Genomic DNA, 15,201 nt, shown 5'->3' with positions numbered 1-15,201 from the left:
AAAGAGGGCAAAACGACCCGGCAGTGGAGCGAAAACATCCGTAGATGTTTTTCGCTCCCCCGCCGCCTAGGCTTGCAATCGCCCCCGATCCACCCGGCGCCGATTCACCCGGCACCCGCTCACCGCCGTAGCAATCCGTAGTAGAAGATGCACCACAGGGCGCTGACCCCGTCCCGCCAGCCGATCTTTTTGCCCTCGTCGTACCAGCGATGGTGGTAGCGAATCCGTCGCTGGGCAAAGCGAGCGCGGGACCGTGCGAGCCGCGCGGTCAGCTCGATCTCGATTCCAAACCGGTTCTCGCGCAGCTCCCCGGCGACCTGCTCGACGACCTCGCGGCGAACCATCTTGTAGCAGGTCTCCACGTCGCTCAGCCGCAGGCCGATGGCGATGTTCGCCAGCGTCGTGATCAGCCCGTTGACTTGCTCGTGCCACCACGGCGAAATCTGTCGATCGGTGTGACCGTAGCGGGTTCCGTAGACCACGTCGGCTTCGCCCGCCACGATCGGCTGCAGGAGGTAGCGGAGATCGTCGGGGTTGTATTCGAGGTCGGCATCTTGCACGACGACCACCTCTCCGCTGGCCGCCCGCAACCCGCTGCGGATCGCCGCTCCCTTGCCCAGGTTGTGCGGGTGGCGGATCACGACGACATCGGTGGCTTGCTCGGCGAGGGCGATGATCCGCTCGCCCGTCCCGTCGTTGCTCCCGTCGTCGACCAGGATCATCTCCAGCGGCAGACCGGTACGGCGCAACCGCTCGACGACCTGATCGACCGTCGCCGCTTCGTTGAAGACCGGCACGATCACCGTCAGGCGGAAGTTGTCGGGGAGGGCGAAAATCCCCAGCCGTTCGGCGGTGGCTCGACCCAGGTTCTGTTCGACGCGGGCGACATATTCCCGACTCCAAGTGACGGCCGGTTCCCGCGCGTCGAGCGACACGTCGACCCCGAGTCCCCACCCCGACGGATCGCCGGTCGGCTGCGAATCGTTCAAATAACGCACCCCGTTGCTTGACAAGTTTTCCAGAGTCGACACAATCACGCCCCTCGAGAGCAATCGCGATTCGGTCGCGGAGCTTGAAGTAGCGAAAGAACAGCAAAGCAGCGAACAGAATAACTGAGCGAGGCCTTTTCTCGAACCCTAACCGCGGCGACTCTTCGAGGCTCTGCGTGGGAACCGTTCGGCACCTCCCTTCCCTTCGATCCTTCTGTCCGCTCCTCTTCTAACTCCCCTTTCGCGGTATCCTCTTGGAAGTGAGTTTCACCACCCTTTCGTTATGCTACTGGCTGCGCCCCGCCGCGCAGTCCCATCGCTCAGGAGACGGCATCGACGGATAGCAAGCCGACGGTCAGGACCCATGGACCGTGGAACGGAGTCCCTCCTTTTTTTCTTCCCACCCAGCACCTCGATGCCGCACTGCCTGATCAGCTTCGGATCAAATCTCGGGGATCGCTTTCGCAGGATCGCCGAAGCAGCCAGGCAGATCGCCCGTGATCCGGCGGTGACGAGCTTCATCGCCAGCCGCTTGTTCGAGACTCCCGCGATCGGAGGCCCCCGCGGCCAAGAGCCGTTTCTCAATGGGGTCGCCCGAATCGAAACGACCGCGACGGCCCGCGGCGTCTTGGAACTGCTACATCGCGTGGAGACGACGCTCGGCCGCGAGCGGGCGGTCCGCTGGGATGCTCGCTCGATCGATCTCGATGTCGTGCTCTACGGCGATCTGCTGGGCAACTCGGCCACGCTGCTGGTTCCCCACCCCCGCTATACGGCGCGGCGGTTCGTGCTGATCCCAGCGGCCGAAGTCGCTGGTGAGTGGCGGGACCCCAGGTTTGGCTGGACGATTTCCGAACTGGCCGACCACGTCAGCGCGGGCGTTCCCTCGATCGCCCTGGTCGGCGGCGAGCGACAACTCCGCGACGAACTGTGCCACGACCTCACCCGCCGCTTCTCGATCCTCACCTTCACCGACGCTCGAGAAGCGATCACCCTCGACCGTCCCCGCCCTTGGGTTTCCTCTTTCACACCGCCGCTCCCGGCCAAAGATTCTCCGCAAGCCCGCGCGGTCGAGACCCCGCGGTTGGTCGCCCACCTGCAGTGGACGACGCCCGAAAGCCGCTGGCCGGCGACACACCAGATCTGGCAGAGTGGTCGCGAGTGGCCCGAGTACCGGCTGGAGGTCGACTCGCCCGAGTGGGCCGTCTCGGAACTGGCTTCCGCCCTCGACTCGCTCGGCTGTCCGCTGCACTGCGTCACCGAGGACGGCCGCTGGTACGAGACGCGGTAAGGCATCTTCCGAAAAGGGTTCTCCCCGATGCAGATTCTGAAAACCAAAGACGAGGCCCGCCGCTGGGTCCGACACCAAGCCGCGATGGACCGAACCAGTGGGCTGGTGCCGACTATGGGAGCGCTCCACGAAGGTCACTACAGCCTCGTGCGGCACAGCCTGCAGAGGTGTGACTCGACGATCGCGACGATCTTTGTCAATCCCACCCAGTTCGCCCCCCACGAAGACCTCAGCCGCTATCCGCGCCCCCTCGAGGAAGATCTGGCGGGGCTCGCCGAGTGTGGTGCCGATGCCGTGTTCGTCCCCGAAGAGGGAACGATGTACGCCCCCGGGCATTCGACGTTCATCGAGCCGCCGGCCGTCGCCAGGCCGCTCGAAGGGGCTTGCCGCGAAGGCCATTTTCGCGGAGTCGCCACCGTCGTCCTCAAACTGATGCACATCCTGCCGACCACCCACGCGTTCTTCGGCCAAAAAGATTTTCAGCAAGCGGCGGTGATTTCCGCGATGGTCCGCGATCTCGATATGGACGTCGAGGTCGAAGCCTTGCCGACCGTCCGCGAGCCGGATGGACTAGCCCTCAGCTCGCGAAATCGCTACCTGTCAAGCGAACAGCGGAGCCGCGCATTGGGGCTGTCCCGGGCTCTTCGCGATGCCGCCGACGCGGTGGCCGCTGGAGAAATCGAATCCGCAGCGATCGAACAGCGGATGCACCGCGTACTGACCGAAGCGGGGGTCGATGCGATCGAATACGCGGTGATCGCCGATCGCCGCACGCTCGAGCGACTCCCCCGGATCGATCGCCCCGCCGTCGCCCTGATCGCCGCGAGAGTGGGCACGACGCGGCTGATCGACAACCAACTGTTTGATGCAACGTAGCCACTTCCAATCGTACTCGTACTCGTACTCGTACTCGCAACCGCCCCACCGCCTAACGCCCAAACCTGCCTTTCCCATTTCGGCCTCGCCCCGCCCCCGCTCGATTCGAGTACGAGTACGAGTACCGCTTCGCTGAGTACGAGTACGAGTACGAGGAGGAGGAGGAGGAGTCGGAGGAAGGGCAGGCCGCCAATTAGAAATACCCGCCACGATGCAACGCACGCTGTTTTTCATCCCGCATTCGCTGTTCGGGATCCCCTTATTCGGCTTCGGGTGGATGCTGGGGCTGCTGGCAGCGGCGTTTGTCGTGTGGATGTTGGTCGTATGGCGGAACGCTCGCCGCGGTGGCCCCACGATGGGTGAAGAACTGCGGCAGAACGGAGCTCTTTGGGGAATCGCCGCTGCGGTGATCGCGGTGGTTCTCCCGGCGGTGGAGATCGACTCCTACGGCGGGCCTCCGGCAGGGATCGCGGTCCGCGGCTATGGCGTCCTGCTGCTCCTCGGTGTCGCCTCGGCCGTGGGGCTGGCGCTGCTGCGAGCGCGGCGGGCGGGGATCGCGGCCGATGACATTTTCGGGCTCGCCTTGTGGCTGTTCATCGGTGGCATCGGCGGTGCTCGACTGTTTTACATCGTCGAGTATCGCGAGAATTTTATGGAAGACGGCTTCGCGGCCACGCTCCGGCAAATGCTCGACTTCACCCGCGGCGGGCTCGTCGTCTACGGCTCGATCATCGGCGGCACTGCGGCGATGGTGCTGTATTGCCTCCGCCGCTCGATCTCGCCGCTGCGCATGGGAGACGTGATCATTCCCTGCCTGTTTCTCGGCCTGTTCTTCGGACGCATCGGCTGCCTCATGAACGGCTGCTGCTACGGCGGACGGTGCGAGGAAGGGCCGCTCGCGCTGCACTTCCCGCCGGGCAGCCCCGTCTATTCGAGGCAGCTGACCGAGGGAGAGCTGCTGGGAATCACGACCGATCCACCCCTGCGCGAAGAACGTGGCAAGGAGGACGAAGCTGCGGCCACCGACCGGCGGATCGTGGCGGTGACGCCGGGCAGCCCGGCCGAAGCCCGGGGCATTCGCGTCGGCAGCACGCTCCGCAGCATTCGGCTCGCTCCGCCTCCTCTAGAGCAGATCGATCCGGCGACTCCGATCGACGACTCGAGCCAGCTCGGCGTCGTGGCCGTCGTCGACGATCAGCCGATTCGGTGGACCGCCGGCGAGCTTCCCGAGCGGGCGCTGCCGGTCCTCCCGGCGCAGATCATCAGCAGCCTGACGGGCCTGATCGGCTGCATTCTGCTGCTGGGTATCTCCCACACGACGACGCTCCGCGATGGCGTTCTGATGGCGATCGGCTTCATCGGCTACGCCATCGTTCGCTTCGTGCTGGAGATCGTGCGGAGCGATGAGCCGGGACAATTCGGCACCGCCCTGACGATCTCCCAGTGGGTCAGCCTGCTGGTGATGGCGCTGTCGACCCTCCTGATCTTCTATATTTATAAGAGCCGGCCCAACCGCCCGCTGGCCCCGGCCACGAAACCCTGAACCCAGCCGCGGACCGCGCAGCCGTTGTGCTGGCACCTTGTTTCATCAGCCGCCACGCGCTAGCGTCCGGTTTTTGTTTTAATCAGCCGCCACGCGCTAGCGTCCGGTTCTTGTTTTAATCAGCCGCCACGCGCTAGCGTCCGGTTCCCACGGCGCTTCGGGGAACCGGGGGCTAGCGCCCGGCGGCTGATGAATAATCCGGGCTAGCGCGTGGCGGCTGATGGATGATCCGGACGAAGCGAAGAACACCACGCCGGGAACCGAGCCGGAGAATTGAGCGTCCAGTCTTTCAGCAGCGATGAATCGCCGAGCCGCGACGGCCAATCCGTCGGTGGCGGGCCTCCCGGTCGCGATGCGACGGTCGACGACGGCGAGCTGATTCGCCTGGCCCGCGAGGGCGAAGCGGCCGCGTTCGACGCGCTCGTCCGCCGCCATGCCGATCGCCTGCTGCGGATGGTTCGCAACTTGACCGGGACCCTCGAGGACGCCGAAGACGTGACCCAAGAGACACTCGCGGCGGCCTACTTCAAACTCGACTCGTTCGCCGGTCGCAGTTCGTTCTTCACGTGGCTCTACCGCATCGCCCTGAACAAGAGCATCTCGCGGCGTCGCAAGCGGCGGATTGAATCGACCCATCGCGGCCAGCCACTCTGCGACGCGGCGGCAGTCGATCACAGCGACTCCAAGACCGACGGAAACCTCGAGCGGCTGGTCCGCGACGAGCAACTCGAGCGGCTGCGGACCGCGATCGCCCAGCTCGACCCCGAACGGCAACAGGTGCTCGTGCTCCGCGACGTCGACGCCCGCGACTACGGCGAAATCGCCGAGATCCTCAACATCCCCAAAGGGACCGTCCGCAGCCGACTGCACCGGGCTCGGTGCGACCTCCGCCGATTGCTCGAAGCGGACTCGGCCGGCGATGCGATCGCTGACGACGCGCCGAGCGCACACCTCTCGGTTGAAGGAGGGGAACAGTGAATACGGAGTTCGATGAATCGCTGCTGACCGCCTACCTCGACGACGAGTTGACGGCGGAAGAACGAGCCCTCGTCGAACGGCAACTCGCCGAACACGAGGAACACCGCGAGACGCTCCGCAAGCTCGGCGAACTGCGGACTCGCCTGGCGACACTGCCGCGTGAATCGTTCTCGTCCGATCCCGTCATGGAGGTCCGCCGCCGCATCACCGCTGCCCAGGCCGACGCTCCCGCCGCCCCCGGAGACACCGCGCGGCTCGAACGGTCGCGCCCCGGCTGGCACCTCTGGCTCCCCTTGGCGCTGGCCGCCAGCGGACTGGCGATGCTCTCGTTCGCTTCGCTCCGCCAGAGCGACGACGTGGCTCGGCTGGACTCGCTCGGTCCCCAGCCCGCAGCGAGCGAAGCAGCGCCAGATGCCGAGGCGATGCTCGGAGCCGAGACGCGTCTTAGCGAACCGCCGCTGCGCCGCAGCCAAGCGTACTTTGCCGAAGACCGCCAAGACGCGGAGACCATGCGGGCCCCAGAGACCATGCGGGCCCCAGAGACCATGCGAGCTCCAGAGACCATGCGGGCCCCAGAGACCATGCGGGCCCCAGAGACCATGCGAGCCGCTGGCGGCATGCGGGGCACTGGCGGCATGGGAGGCGCTAGCCGCACGGAAGGCCTCGAAGCGATGGGAATGGGAGGCGCAGGGCCGGGCCGCGAGCCGCAGGCCCCTCTTCCCGCCAATACGCAGCTGTTCCAGCTGTCCCAAGCCGACGAGCGTCTCCGCCTACAACCGCTCGAAGCGCCAGCCAGCGCGGAAGCGGCCAGTGGGGAAGCGGCCAGTGGGGAAGCGGCCAGTGGGGAAGCGGCCAGTGGCAAGCGGGCCAGCGGCGAAGCCAAAGCTGCAGAGGATGAGCGGGAGAGGAAGTTGGCCGAGGCACTCGTGGAGCCGAGTTCCGCGCGGCGACTGGCCGCGGCTCCGCGGATCGTCTTCGAGGTCCCCGCGGGAGAGATCGAGCCGCTCCTCCGCTGGATCGGTGGTGGCGAGAATGACAGCCAGCTTTCCTGGAGCCGCGACAATGCGGCGCCCCGGTTTGCACAGGATGCCCTGGGGGCGCGCGTGCCTCCGGTGGCCGTCCTGGTCGAGGCGTCTCCGCAGCGGCTCACCAGCCTGCTGCAGTCGCTCGACGAGCGGATCGGCCAGGGCCGCCAAGAACTCGGCTCGCAACCCGCCGAGCCCGAGTTCCGAGGCCTCACCCGCACGCCCCCCTCACCCGCGGCCCCCCCCTCACCCGCAGCACCCGCCGAAGAAGCGATCGAAGAAGTCGTCGTCATCGTGCTCCTCCCGATCGAGCCCTCGCCAAACGCCGCAGACGAGTAACGACTCTTCACCCTTCACCCTTCACCCTTCACCCTTCACCCTTCACCCTTCACCCTTCACCCTTCACCCTTCACCCTTCACCCTTCACCCTTCACCCTTCACCTTTCACCCTTCCTTCCTGGCCTTTGCGTCTTTCTTGCCGCGATTGCTCCGCGACTGCTCGCCCGGTTTGCGGCCCCGCACCCGGCCGCGCTCCGGCGGGACGAAGCGGGGATTGATCGGCAGCAGCAGCTTGCTGATACAGAGCTTGTTGATGCTGACGTTCAGCGGCTTGGCCTCCTCGACCAGCACCGCTCGCAGACTCCGCGGCATGCGGATCGTGATCATCGTCTGCGGCTCGACCGCATCGATCTTCTCGAGGTCCGAAGCGCGGAGCGCGGTCAGCATCGTGTGGATCTCGGCGAACTCGGAGGTCTCCTCGAAGAAGGCCATCTCCTCGGCCGTCGGGAACAGCTTGAACACCGCTCCCTCGACCCCCAGGATCGCGCGGTAGAACGAGACCCAGTAGCCGGTTTGATTGAACGCCTCCTGAGCCAACCGCATCGCCTCGGCCGGCCGCGCTTCGAGCGGGAGCGAGACGTCGATCGGCGGGAGGCGAACCTCGTGGACTCCCTTGCCGCCATTCCCTTCGCGGAATTCATCGCCCCCCGATTCGGCTTCGACAACTTGGCCCCCCGAAACCCGCAGCGCGTGGGTCGAGCGGGAGGCATCGCCCGCCTGCCCCTCACCGCTGGCGACCTGCCCCTCACCGCTGGCGACCTGCCCCTCACCGCTAGCGACCTGCCCCTCGCCGCTGGCGGCCTGCCCCTCACCGCTGGCGACCGTTCGGTTCGCTGCGGCCGGAGCCGCGAGCGGGGCGCGCGGGGTCCGGCCGAGGATTGCGGAGGGGGAGGTCGGTGATGCGGCGGTCGATTCCGGGCGGGCGGGGACGCCAGCAGGAGCGGGAACCTCGCCGGAAGCGGGGACATCGGTGGGAGCGTCAGCGGGGGCGTCGGAACCAGAATTCGAGTGGGGCATCGTTGCCGAGTCCTTTCGATCGATCTAGCGGAAGGGGACCAAGGCGCCGCCTCTCCCGGGCCGAGCGTTGACGGTCCGACGCATCGGAAGCTCGGGGAGGCGAAACACGGCCAATCCTTTCCGCCCCGGCAAACCTCGATGCGCAACCCATTGCAAGCAAAAGGACTTACGGCCGATGCACAAAACGCGCGCAGGCCCCCAGCGAGCCTGCGCAAATCCGCGACACAGCCGGCGTGCCTAAAAATTAAGCACAAGCGAGTGTCCGAAGTCCCAGGTGTCCACCTTTGCTAGCAATGTTTTTTTTCGAGAACGCGAATTTTTTTGCTAGCGTTGTGGGGCGGCTCGCGGACGGGGGCGGCGAGCCGGCGCGGGAACGGTCTCGGCAGCGAGGGTCGGTTTCGGGCATACTGGGATCCGGGCGTTCGCCCCCACTCCCTGACTCCGCTCCTCACTTCGCTCCCTTTCGTCCCCGCACACCGATGCCGCTCTCCGACGCTTACCAGCCCCCTCGCCGCGGGCTCTCGTTCGAGCTCTTTCCTCCGAAGCAGGCCGCCGACATGGAGGCTCTGGAGGTGACCGTCCAGAAGCTGCTCCGCTACCAGCCCGAGTTCTTCACCTGCACCTACGGCGCGGGCGGGTCGAGTCGCGACCGGACGCTGGAGGTGATCGAGCGGGTCCAGCGGGTGACCGGGCTGAGCGTCGCTTCGCACCTGACCTGCGTCGGAGCGACGGTCGAAGAACTCCGCGAGTACTTGCGGGAGGCAGTGGCCCGGGGAGTCGACACGATCGTCGCTTTGCGTGGCGACCCGCCGAAGGGAGAGCAGTCGTTCCAGGCGGTCGAAGGGGGGCTGCGGTACGCCAACGAATTGGTGGAGCTGATTCGCGACGAGCACCCGTCGATGGGGATCGCGGTGGCCGGTTACCCCGAGGTGCACCAGGAAGCACCGGACGCCGAAACCGACCTGCGGAACTTGAGGCGCAAAGTCGACGCCGGAGCGGACGTCGTGATCACCCAGCTGTTCTACAACAACGCAGACTTCTTCCGCTTCCGCGATGCGGCGCGGGCGGCCGGAATCGGGGTGCCGATCATTCCCGGCTTGCTGCCGATCACGAACCTGGCCCAGGCCCGCAAGATCGCCTCGATGTGCAAGGCCAGTCTCCCGGAGACGCTGGTCGCGCGGCTCAGCGAGCACGATTCGCCCGAGTGGCAATTCGAGGTCGGCGTGGAGCACGCCCGCAACCAGATGCTCGAACTGATCGAAGACGGCGTCGAAGGGCTGCACCTGTATGTGCTGAACCGCAGCCAGGCGGCCGAGAAGATGCTCGAGGGACTCGAGACGGCGAGCGTCTAGACGTTCCTCCCTTGAGCCGTCGGCGCTAGCCTCGGGCCTCGAAACGTTCCTCCCTTGAGCCGTCGGCGCTAGCCTCGGGCCTCGCGACTGTCGGTTTTCCGCTGCAGAACCCGCGGCTAGCGCCGTCGGCTCAGGGCCTGCAAACCGAGCTCAACGCCTGCGGACCAAACGAGAAACCTCCAAACCGCCGGCCCGTGGTTTGTCCCACGCACGGACCGGCGGTCTGGGAGGAGAGAATCGCTTCGGCTCAGACGTTCTCGCTGGCCGCGGTCGAATCGCCGACCATCAGTTCGGCACCATCGAGGAAGCTGACCAGGGATTTGGCGCGATACGGTTGCTGAAGTTTCCGCACCGCCTTGCTCTCGATCTGCCGCACCCGCTCGCGGGTGACTTGGAAAATCCGCCCGACTTCTTCGAGCGTGTAGGTGTAGCCATCGGCCAGCCCATAGCGGAGCCGCAGGATCTCACGCTCGCGGTAGTTGAGCGTCTGCATGGCTCGATCGATTTGCGATTTGAGCGCCTCGCGATTGGCTTCCATCAGCGGGTCGTCGTCGCGATGGTCTTCGAGGAACTCGCCGAAGACACTCTCCTCGTGGTCGCCGATCGGCTGATCGAGCGAGAGCGGCTGGCGGCTCATCTTGAGGATCACGCGAGCGTCATCGAGCGACAGCCCGGCGCGAGCGGCGATCTCTTCGGCCGTCGGTTCGCGGCCGTAGATCTGCACCAGGTCGCGGGTGATCTGGCGAACCTTGTTCATCGTGTCGATCATGTGCACTGGGACGCGGATCGTGCGGCTTTGATCGGCGATCGCCCGGGTGATCGCTTGGCGAATCCACCACGTCGCGTAGGTGCTGAACTTGTACCCGCGAGCGTGCTCGAATTTGTCGACCGCCCGCATCAGCCCGGTGTTGCCCTCCTGGATCAGGTCGAGGAACGACAGCCCGCGGTTGCGATACTTTTTGGCGATCGAAACGACCAGTCGCAGGTTGCCGGCCGAGAGCACGCGTTTGGCCGCATCGTAGACGTCGCGAAGTTCGGCCGTTCGCCGCACCCGGCGGTCGAGCGTCCGCGGCGTCTCGAAGGTCAGCCGCATCAGGTAACGGAGCTCGCTGCGGAGTTGGTCGGCAGCGGGCATCCCGGGGCTGCGGAGCAGCTCCGGATCACGAAGCAACCGGCGGATCTCGCTCATCCGCCGCGAAATCTCTTCGACCCGTTCGAATAGCGGTTGCAGCTTGGTTGTCCGCAGGTCCATCTCCTCGACCAGCCGGACCGCCTTGTTGCGGCGGCGGACGAGTTCCCGCCAGGCGGCCCGCCGCTCTCGCATCGGGAGCCGGCGATTGATCGCTCGCACGTAGTCGCTGCGATTCTGCCGCAGCAGATGCTGGAGGGTGCTGACGTTCGGCCCGATCCGCTTCATGATCGCCTTTTTCGCCGAGGCGTTGGTCACGCTGACCTCGATCGTGCGATCGAGCCGCAGCTGACCGTCGCGGACCTGCTCGAGCAACTTGCAGGCGGCCTGGAGCATGAAGTCGGTGGCCATCATCATGTGCCGATACGACTCGCGAGTCGCTTCGATCGTCTTGGCGGCCGCCACTTCCTGGTCGCGGCTGAGCAGCGGGATCTGGCCCATCTGCATCAAGTACATCCGCACCGGATCGTCGGTCGTGTCGAGGGTGACTTCCTCGTCACCAAATTCATCTTCCTCATCGACAGAGAGCTCGAGGCGATTATCATCACCCTCGACGGCTCGCTTTTGCCGCTTCACTCGCTCCTCGTCAGCTCCAAAAGCGTCGTCGTGAATCGACGAGCTGCTCGGATACTTTTTAGCCATGCTTCTCCCCTCTCGGCATGTGTTCGATTCTCAAAGTTGCGTGGGACAAATGGGGGGTTGAAGCGAGCGGGATACCGCGGATCGTCCCGAGGCTCCGAAGCGTTTTCGCAAGTCCTTTACTGTGAAAGACTTAATCCCAAACAAACGATTTCCTCCGCGACGGCACGGGGAGTCAGCTGATGCTTTCACGCCTCATCCGGTGTGGCCCTGGAGAAGCGTCTGTTGAGGAAACGCTCTCGGCACGCCGTTTGAACTCGCCGCGGGAAGGGGGCTGCCGAAAACCGCCGTTCCAGTGGAGACGGCGTTGCAGGTCCCCTATACTGACGCGTTGAAGGGCGATTCGTTCCTCATCGCTCATGGACCTACCTGCCTTTACGCAGCCCACCCTGTTTGCGATCGCTGCTTCGCGCAGCGGCCTAGCGACCCTGCTGTAGCTGGCAGCCCTGTGTGGCAACCGGCTTTTCGCAGCGGACGAGCGCGCGGGGGATTTGGATTGGCTGGCACCGAGGAACCCCTTCCCCTGCCTACAGTCTTTCGAGCCGCGTTATGTTCAGGCACTCTCTGGTTACGGCCCTCCTCGCGGTGGCGCTGCAGATGCTCGCCGCGTCCTCGGCAACGCGGGCGGTCGAGCCCCGCAACGGGCAGCGCGTGGCCCAGCTGCCGGTGGTCGAGACGATCGTCCAGAACTACGCTTCGCCGGGCAGCGAGATCTCGCTGGTTCCGGTCGAAGGGGGCGGGAGCGAAGCGATCCGCAGCAAGCGGGCGTTCCGCATCCGGACCCTCAAACCGCTCCGCAGCGTCTGGGAGGTTCAGCTCTGCGACGTCACCTCCGCCCCGGTCCGCCGCGGTCAACCGGCGCTGCTCGGGTTTTGGGCCCGAACGGTCGACGTTCCCGGTCGCCCCGAGGGGCTCGGGAAAGTGGCGGTCTATTTCCAGCGCGCCTCGGAACCGTGGGACAAGTCGTTTTTGATCAAGCGGGAAGTCCCCCGCCAATGGACGCGGTACCAGTACCCGTTCCGCGTCCACGAGATGTTCGGCAAGGCCGAAGCACACATCTGCCTCGGGTTCGGTTTCGATCCCCAGACGGTCGAAGTCACCGGCGTTCAGGTCCACACCTTCGCCAGCGACGTCGACCTCGAGACGCTGCCCCGCCTCCCCCCCGAAAACCCGCCTGCTGAAAATTCGCCCGCCGAAACCCCGCCTACTGCGACGCCTGCGGCCGAGAGCGTCAGCGCCCCCTGAGGCCGGGTGCTCACATGTTCGTCGGCCGCCGCACTCCCGGCCATGCTTCGGCGTCGGCGCGGCCGGCGACGAGGCGTCCCTTCTGGTTCCAATTGAGATGGGCGCGGACATCGGCCGAGCAGTACCGCAGGGTCAACCCACAGCGGCGCCGCGAACTCTGGTTCGGAGGCGAGCCGTGCAGCAGCAGATCGCTGTGGATCGAGCACTCGCCGGCGCGGACCGGCGTCCGCTCGATCCGTCCGTACTGCTCGGGATCGCGGACCGTCTGGTTGAGGACATTCCCTCCATCGGCCGCGCTCGCTTCGTAGGGAATCAGACCATAGCGGTGGGATCCGGCGACGACTTCCATGCACCCGTTCGCTTCGTCGGCATCGTCGATCGCCAGCCACACCGTGACCGTCTTGGTCGGCGTCAGCGGCCAATAGCTACAGTCCTGGTGCCAGTCGACGCGTTTGCCGTCGCCCGGCAGTTTGCAAAAGAAGTGCGACCCCCAGCCGATCACGTCCTCGCCGAGCAAATCGCTGACGATCGCCACGATCCGGGGATCGGCCAGCAGGTCGTAGATCCGAGCATGCTTGAGGTGCGCGCTGCTGATCGAGTAGCTGTCGCGGCCGGAGGCGAGGGTCTCGGCCAGCAGGGCGTCGAAATATTCGCGGAGCGAGTCGGCTTCGTCGCGGGGCAAAAAGCTCAAGGGGCTGAGGTACCCGTCGCTGTTCCACCGCTCGACTTGTTCGGCCGAGAGCGTTCGCGGGGCGGGATTGACCGTGGGCACAAAGCCGATTTGGCGGTCGAGCTTCGCGATTTCTTCAGCGTCGGGAATGATGGCGAAGTCGGTTTGCTGTTGCACGGCGAGCTCAGATTCTGGTACGGGAATGAAACCTGTGCGGCAGGCGAGAAGCCGGTTGAAATTATAACCGCATGCTACCGTGGGGATCCCCGCGCCGCCGGCCGCTGGCGTTCCACTTTTTATTGCAGCCGAAGGATCGGCCAAGAGCCATGGATCGCATTCCCGACCGCCATCAGTTCACCGCCCCGCAGAGCACCGACCGACGGGCCGCAGTCGAATTCGCTGCCCACCAGCCGGAGCAGTGCAGCCGGCTCGCTGTCCCCCTAGTCCACGCCACCGGAGACGCGGACGACTCGGTAGCGATGCTCGCCGCCGAAGCCCTTGAGATGCTCGGTCCCCCGCCGGCCGCAGCGCTACCGGAATTGGTGGCGGTGCTCGACGCGGCGGAGGACGGCGAAGTGGTCTACTGGGCCGTGACCCTGATCGGCCGCTTGGGGCCGCGAGGAGCCGCGGCCACCGAGTCGCTGACCCGCACCTTGAGCGAGTCGCCTTACCTGCCCGTCCGCGAGCGAGCCGCTTGGGCGCTGGCCCGGATCGGGACCGCAGCCGCGTCGGCCGCCGCCGCCCTGCGAGCGGCCGCCGATGGCGGACCGCCTCGGCTGACGCGACTGGCAACGCAGGCGCTGGAGTCGGTTCGCGGAATGGCGGCCTGAGTTTTCCGCGGTAGCGACGCGACTCCGCCCGCGACAGATCCAACCGCTCGACATCCGGCAAGGAGGCCAGGGATGCGGCTACCACTGACACGACTCTTCGGCCCCTCGGTCACGCTACTCGGCCTGCTCGCGCTGAGCTATCTTGGTCTCACCGGTCGGCTCGATCTCTCCAAGCTCGCCGGAAACCTCACCAGCTCGGCTCCCGAAGCGCTCGTCGGCCCCACCGCTCCGCCGTCGAACAAGCCAGAGAACCTGATCACGATCGCGACCTTCAACATCCAAGTCTTTGGCGAAGCGAAGACCCAAAAGCCGGAGGTGATGGCCGATCTGGCCAAGATCTGCAAGCTGTTCGATGTGGTCGCGATCCAGGAAGTCCGCTCCCCCGATGCCCGCCCGGTCGAGCGGCTGGTCGGTCTGATCAATGCCGACGGCTCGCGGTACGCCTCGACGATCAGCCGTCCGATCTTTCGCCAAGCGTCAATCACGCACCGCGAGCAGTACGCCTTCGTCTACGACACCACACGGATCCGCCTCGATCCCGAACGGGTCTATGTGATGAACGACGAGGAGGACCGGATGCATCGCGAGCCGATGGTCGCCTCGTTCACCGCGATTCCCACCGGCGCCGATGGCCGCCGGCCCTTTACCTTCACACTGATCAACGCCCACACCGATCCGGATGAAGTCACGCCGGGAGCCGCCGGCGACAACGAGCTCGACGTGCTCGCCGACGTCTATATCAACGTCCGCAACTGGGAGTACTCGCGGCACGGCGAAGACGACTTCATCCTGCTCGGCGATCTCAACGCACCCAGTGACAAGTTGTATGGACTCGCCAAGATTCCCGGACTGACCTCGGTCGCCGGTCCTTATCCGACGAACACGGTGGGGACCAAAACGCTCGACCACGTGCTGGTCGACCTCGAGACGACCGGCGAGTTCACCCGCAAGGCGGGCGTGGTCGATTACGTCAAGGACCTCAAGCTGAGCCCCGAACAGGCGGCGCTGATCAGCGACCATCGACCGGTCTGGGCCCAGTTCAGCAGCTTCGAAGTTCCCGCCTACAGCGGCCCCATCGCCGCAGCCCCCGCAACCGGAGAAGCACGGTAAGTATCCGGTTTCCGGTTTCCGGTTTCCGGTTTCCGGTTTCCGGTTCCCGGCTCCCGGCTCCCGGCTCCCGGCTCCCGGCTCCCGGCTCCCGGCTCCCGGCTCCCGGCT

Annotated in this window: 13 protein-coding genes; 9 read left to right on the top strand and 4 right to left on the bottom strand. The window is 65.8% G+C overall.

Going from position 1 to position 15,201, the window contains the following annotated elements:
* Positions 1 to 119: 119 nt before the first annotated feature.
* Positions 120 to 1,031 carry a glycosyltransferase family 2 protein gene (locus GNK13_RS08300; protein ID WP_235934961.1) on the bottom strand — a complete coding sequence of 304 codons (912 nt, stop codon included), beginning with the start codon at positions 1,029 to 1,031 and terminating at the stop codon, positions 120 to 122.
* Positions 1,032 to 1,404: 373 nt separating this feature from the next.
* On the opposite strand from GNK13_RS08300, the gene folK reads away from it, so the two are divergent.
* The 5 genes from folK to GNK13_RS08275 all read left to right on the top strand — a co-directional run bounded on the left by folK (position 1,405) and on the right by GNK13_RS08275 (position 7,041).
* Positions 1,405 to 2,280 (top strand): 2-amino-4-hydroxy-6-hydroxymethyldihydropteridine diphosphokinase, encoded by an 876-nt coding sequence (gene folK / locus GNK13_RS08295; RefSeq protein WP_164102046.1) that lies wholly within the window; start codon positions 1,405 to 1,407, stop codon positions 2,278 to 2,280.
* 27 nt (positions 2,281 to 2,307) lie between these two features.
* Positions 2,308 to 3,156 (top strand): pantoate--beta-alanine ligase, encoded by an 849-nt coding sequence (panC, locus tag GNK13_RS08290; protein ID WP_164102045.1) that lies wholly within the window; start codon positions 2,308 to 2,310, stop codon positions 3,154 to 3,156.
* Positions 3,157 to 3,367: 211 nt separating this feature from the next.
* Positions 3,368 to 4,699 (top strand): prolipoprotein diacylglyceryl transferase family protein, encoded by a 1,332-nt coding sequence (locus tag GNK13_RS08285; protein ID WP_164102044.1) that lies wholly within the window; start codon positions 3,368 to 3,370, stop codon positions 4,697 to 4,699.
* Between the two features lie 273 nt (positions 4,700 to 4,972).
* The gene (locus GNK13_RS08280; protein ID WP_203328991.1) at positions 4,973 to 5,677 is read left to right on the top strand and encodes an RNA polymerase sigma factor; all 705 of its coding nucleotides are present in this window, start codon (positions 4,973 to 4,975) and stop codon (positions 5,675 to 5,677) included.
* Complete coding sequence (locus GNK13_RS08275) at positions 5,674 to 7,041, top strand: anti-sigma factor (RefSeq protein WP_164102043.1); 1,368 nt, start codon at positions 5,674 to 5,676, stop codon at positions 7,039 to 7,041. The genes GNK13_RS08280 and GNK13_RS08275 overlap by 4 nt, the downstream gene beginning before the upstream one ends.
* A 105-nt stretch (positions 7,042 to 7,146) precedes the next feature.
* Here GNK13_RS08275 and GNK13_RS08270 read toward each other — a convergent pair whose 3' ends face one another.
* Positions 7,147 to 8,058: a hypothetical protein gene (locus GNK13_RS08270; RefSeq protein ID WP_164102042.1), complete on the bottom strand. Its 912-nt coding sequence runs from the start codon at positions 8,056 to 8,058 to the stop codon at positions 7,147 to 7,149.
* A gap of 479 nt (positions 8,059 to 8,537) precedes the next feature.
* Here GNK13_RS08270 and metF point away from each other — a divergent pair, with 479 nt between their 5' ends.
* On the top strand, positions 8,538 to 9,410 hold the full coding sequence (metF, locus tag GNK13_RS08265; RefSeq protein ID WP_164102041.1) for a methylenetetrahydrofolate reductase [NAD(P)H]: 873 nt from the start codon (positions 8,538 to 8,540) through the stop codon (positions 9,408 to 9,410).
* 247 nt (positions 9,411 to 9,657) lie between these two features.
* On the opposite strand, the gene GNK13_RS08260 is transcribed toward metF, so the two are convergent.
* A complete protein-coding gene (locus GNK13_RS08260; RefSeq protein WP_164102040.1) occupies positions 9,658 to 11,241 on the bottom strand; it encodes a sigma-70 family RNA polymerase sigma factor in 1,584 nt (527 codons plus the stop codon).
* A gap of 546 nt (positions 11,242 to 11,787) precedes the next feature.
* Here GNK13_RS08260 and GNK13_RS08255 point away from each other — a divergent pair.
* Complete coding sequence (locus tag GNK13_RS08255; protein ID WP_164102039.1) at positions 11,788 to 12,483, top strand: hypothetical protein; 696 nt, start codon at positions 11,788 to 11,790, stop codon at positions 12,481 to 12,483.
* A gap of 10 nt (positions 12,484 to 12,493) precedes the next feature.
* On the opposite strand, the gene GNK13_RS08250 is transcribed toward GNK13_RS08255, so the two are convergent.
* A complete protein-coding gene (locus GNK13_RS08250; RefSeq protein WP_164102038.1) occupies positions 12,494 to 13,330 on the bottom strand; it encodes a phytanoyl-CoA dioxygenase family protein in 837 nt (278 codons plus the stop codon).
* 149 nt (positions 13,331 to 13,479) lie between these two features.
* Here GNK13_RS08250 and GNK13_RS08245 point away from each other — a divergent pair, with 149 nt between their 5' ends.
* Together GNK13_RS08245 and GNK13_RS08240 are read left to right on the top strand one after the other, a co-directional pair.
* Positions 13,480 to 13,983, top strand: coding sequence for a HEAT repeat domain-containing protein (locus tag GNK13_RS08245; RefSeq protein WP_164102037.1), 504 nt, complete (start codon positions 13,480 to 13,482; stop codon positions 13,981 to 13,983).
* 72 nt (positions 13,984 to 14,055) lie between these two features.
* Complete coding sequence (locus GNK13_RS08240) at positions 14,056 to 15,093, top strand: endonuclease/exonuclease/phosphatase family protein (protein WP_164102036.1); 1,038 nt, start codon at positions 14,056 to 14,058, stop codon at positions 15,091 to 15,093.
* Positions 15,094 to 15,201 lie beyond the last annotated feature (108 nt).

It is taken from the genome of Candidatus Laterigemmans baculatus (genome assembly GCF_010367455.1).
Classification (GTDB): Bacteria; Planctomycetota; Planctomycetia; order Pirellulales; family Pirellulaceae; genus Laterigemmans; species Laterigemmans baculatus.
The sequence above is the reverse complement of the archived record's forward strand: the minus strand, read 5'-3'. Positions and strand labels throughout refer to the sequence as shown.

What these genes read in the sequence shown, in the direction of transcription:
- folK (WP_164102046.1), top strand. Translation starts at nt 1,405, where the DNA reads ATGCCGCACTGCCTGATCAGCTTCGGATCAAATCTCGGGGATCGCTTT.
- panC (WP_164102045.1), top strand. Translation starts at nt 2,308, where the DNA reads ATGCAGATTCTGAAAACCAAAGACGAGGCCCGCCGCTGGGTCCGACAC.
- GNK13_RS08285 (WP_164102044.1), top strand. Translation starts at nt 3,368, where the DNA reads ATGCAACGCACGCTGTTTTTCATCCCGCATTCGCTGTTCGGGATCCCC.
- GNK13_RS08270 (WP_164102042.1), bottom strand. Translation starts at nt 8,058, where the DNA reads ATGCCCCACTCGAATTCTGGTTCCGACGCCCCCGCTGACGCTCCCACC.
- metF (WP_164102041.1), top strand. Translation starts at nt 8,538, where the DNA reads ATGCCGCTCTCCGACGCTTACCAGCCCCCTCGCCGCGGGCTCTCGTTC.
- GNK13_RS08260 (WP_164102040.1), bottom strand. Translation starts at nt 11,241, where the DNA reads ATGGCTAAAAAGTATCCGAGCAGCTCGTCGATTCACGACGACGCTTTT.
- GNK13_RS08255 (WP_164102039.1), top strand. Translation starts at nt 11,788, where the DNA reads ATGTTCAGGCACTCTCTGGTTACGGCCCTCCTCGCGGTGGCGCTGCAG.
- GNK13_RS08245 (WP_164102037.1), top strand. Translation starts at nt 13,480, where the DNA reads ATGGATCGCATTCCCGACCGCCATCAGTTCACCGCCCCGCAGAGCACC.
- GNK13_RS08240 (WP_164102036.1), top strand. Translation starts at nt 14,056, where the DNA reads ATGCGGCTACCACTGACACGACTCTTCGGCCCCTCGGTCACGCTACTC.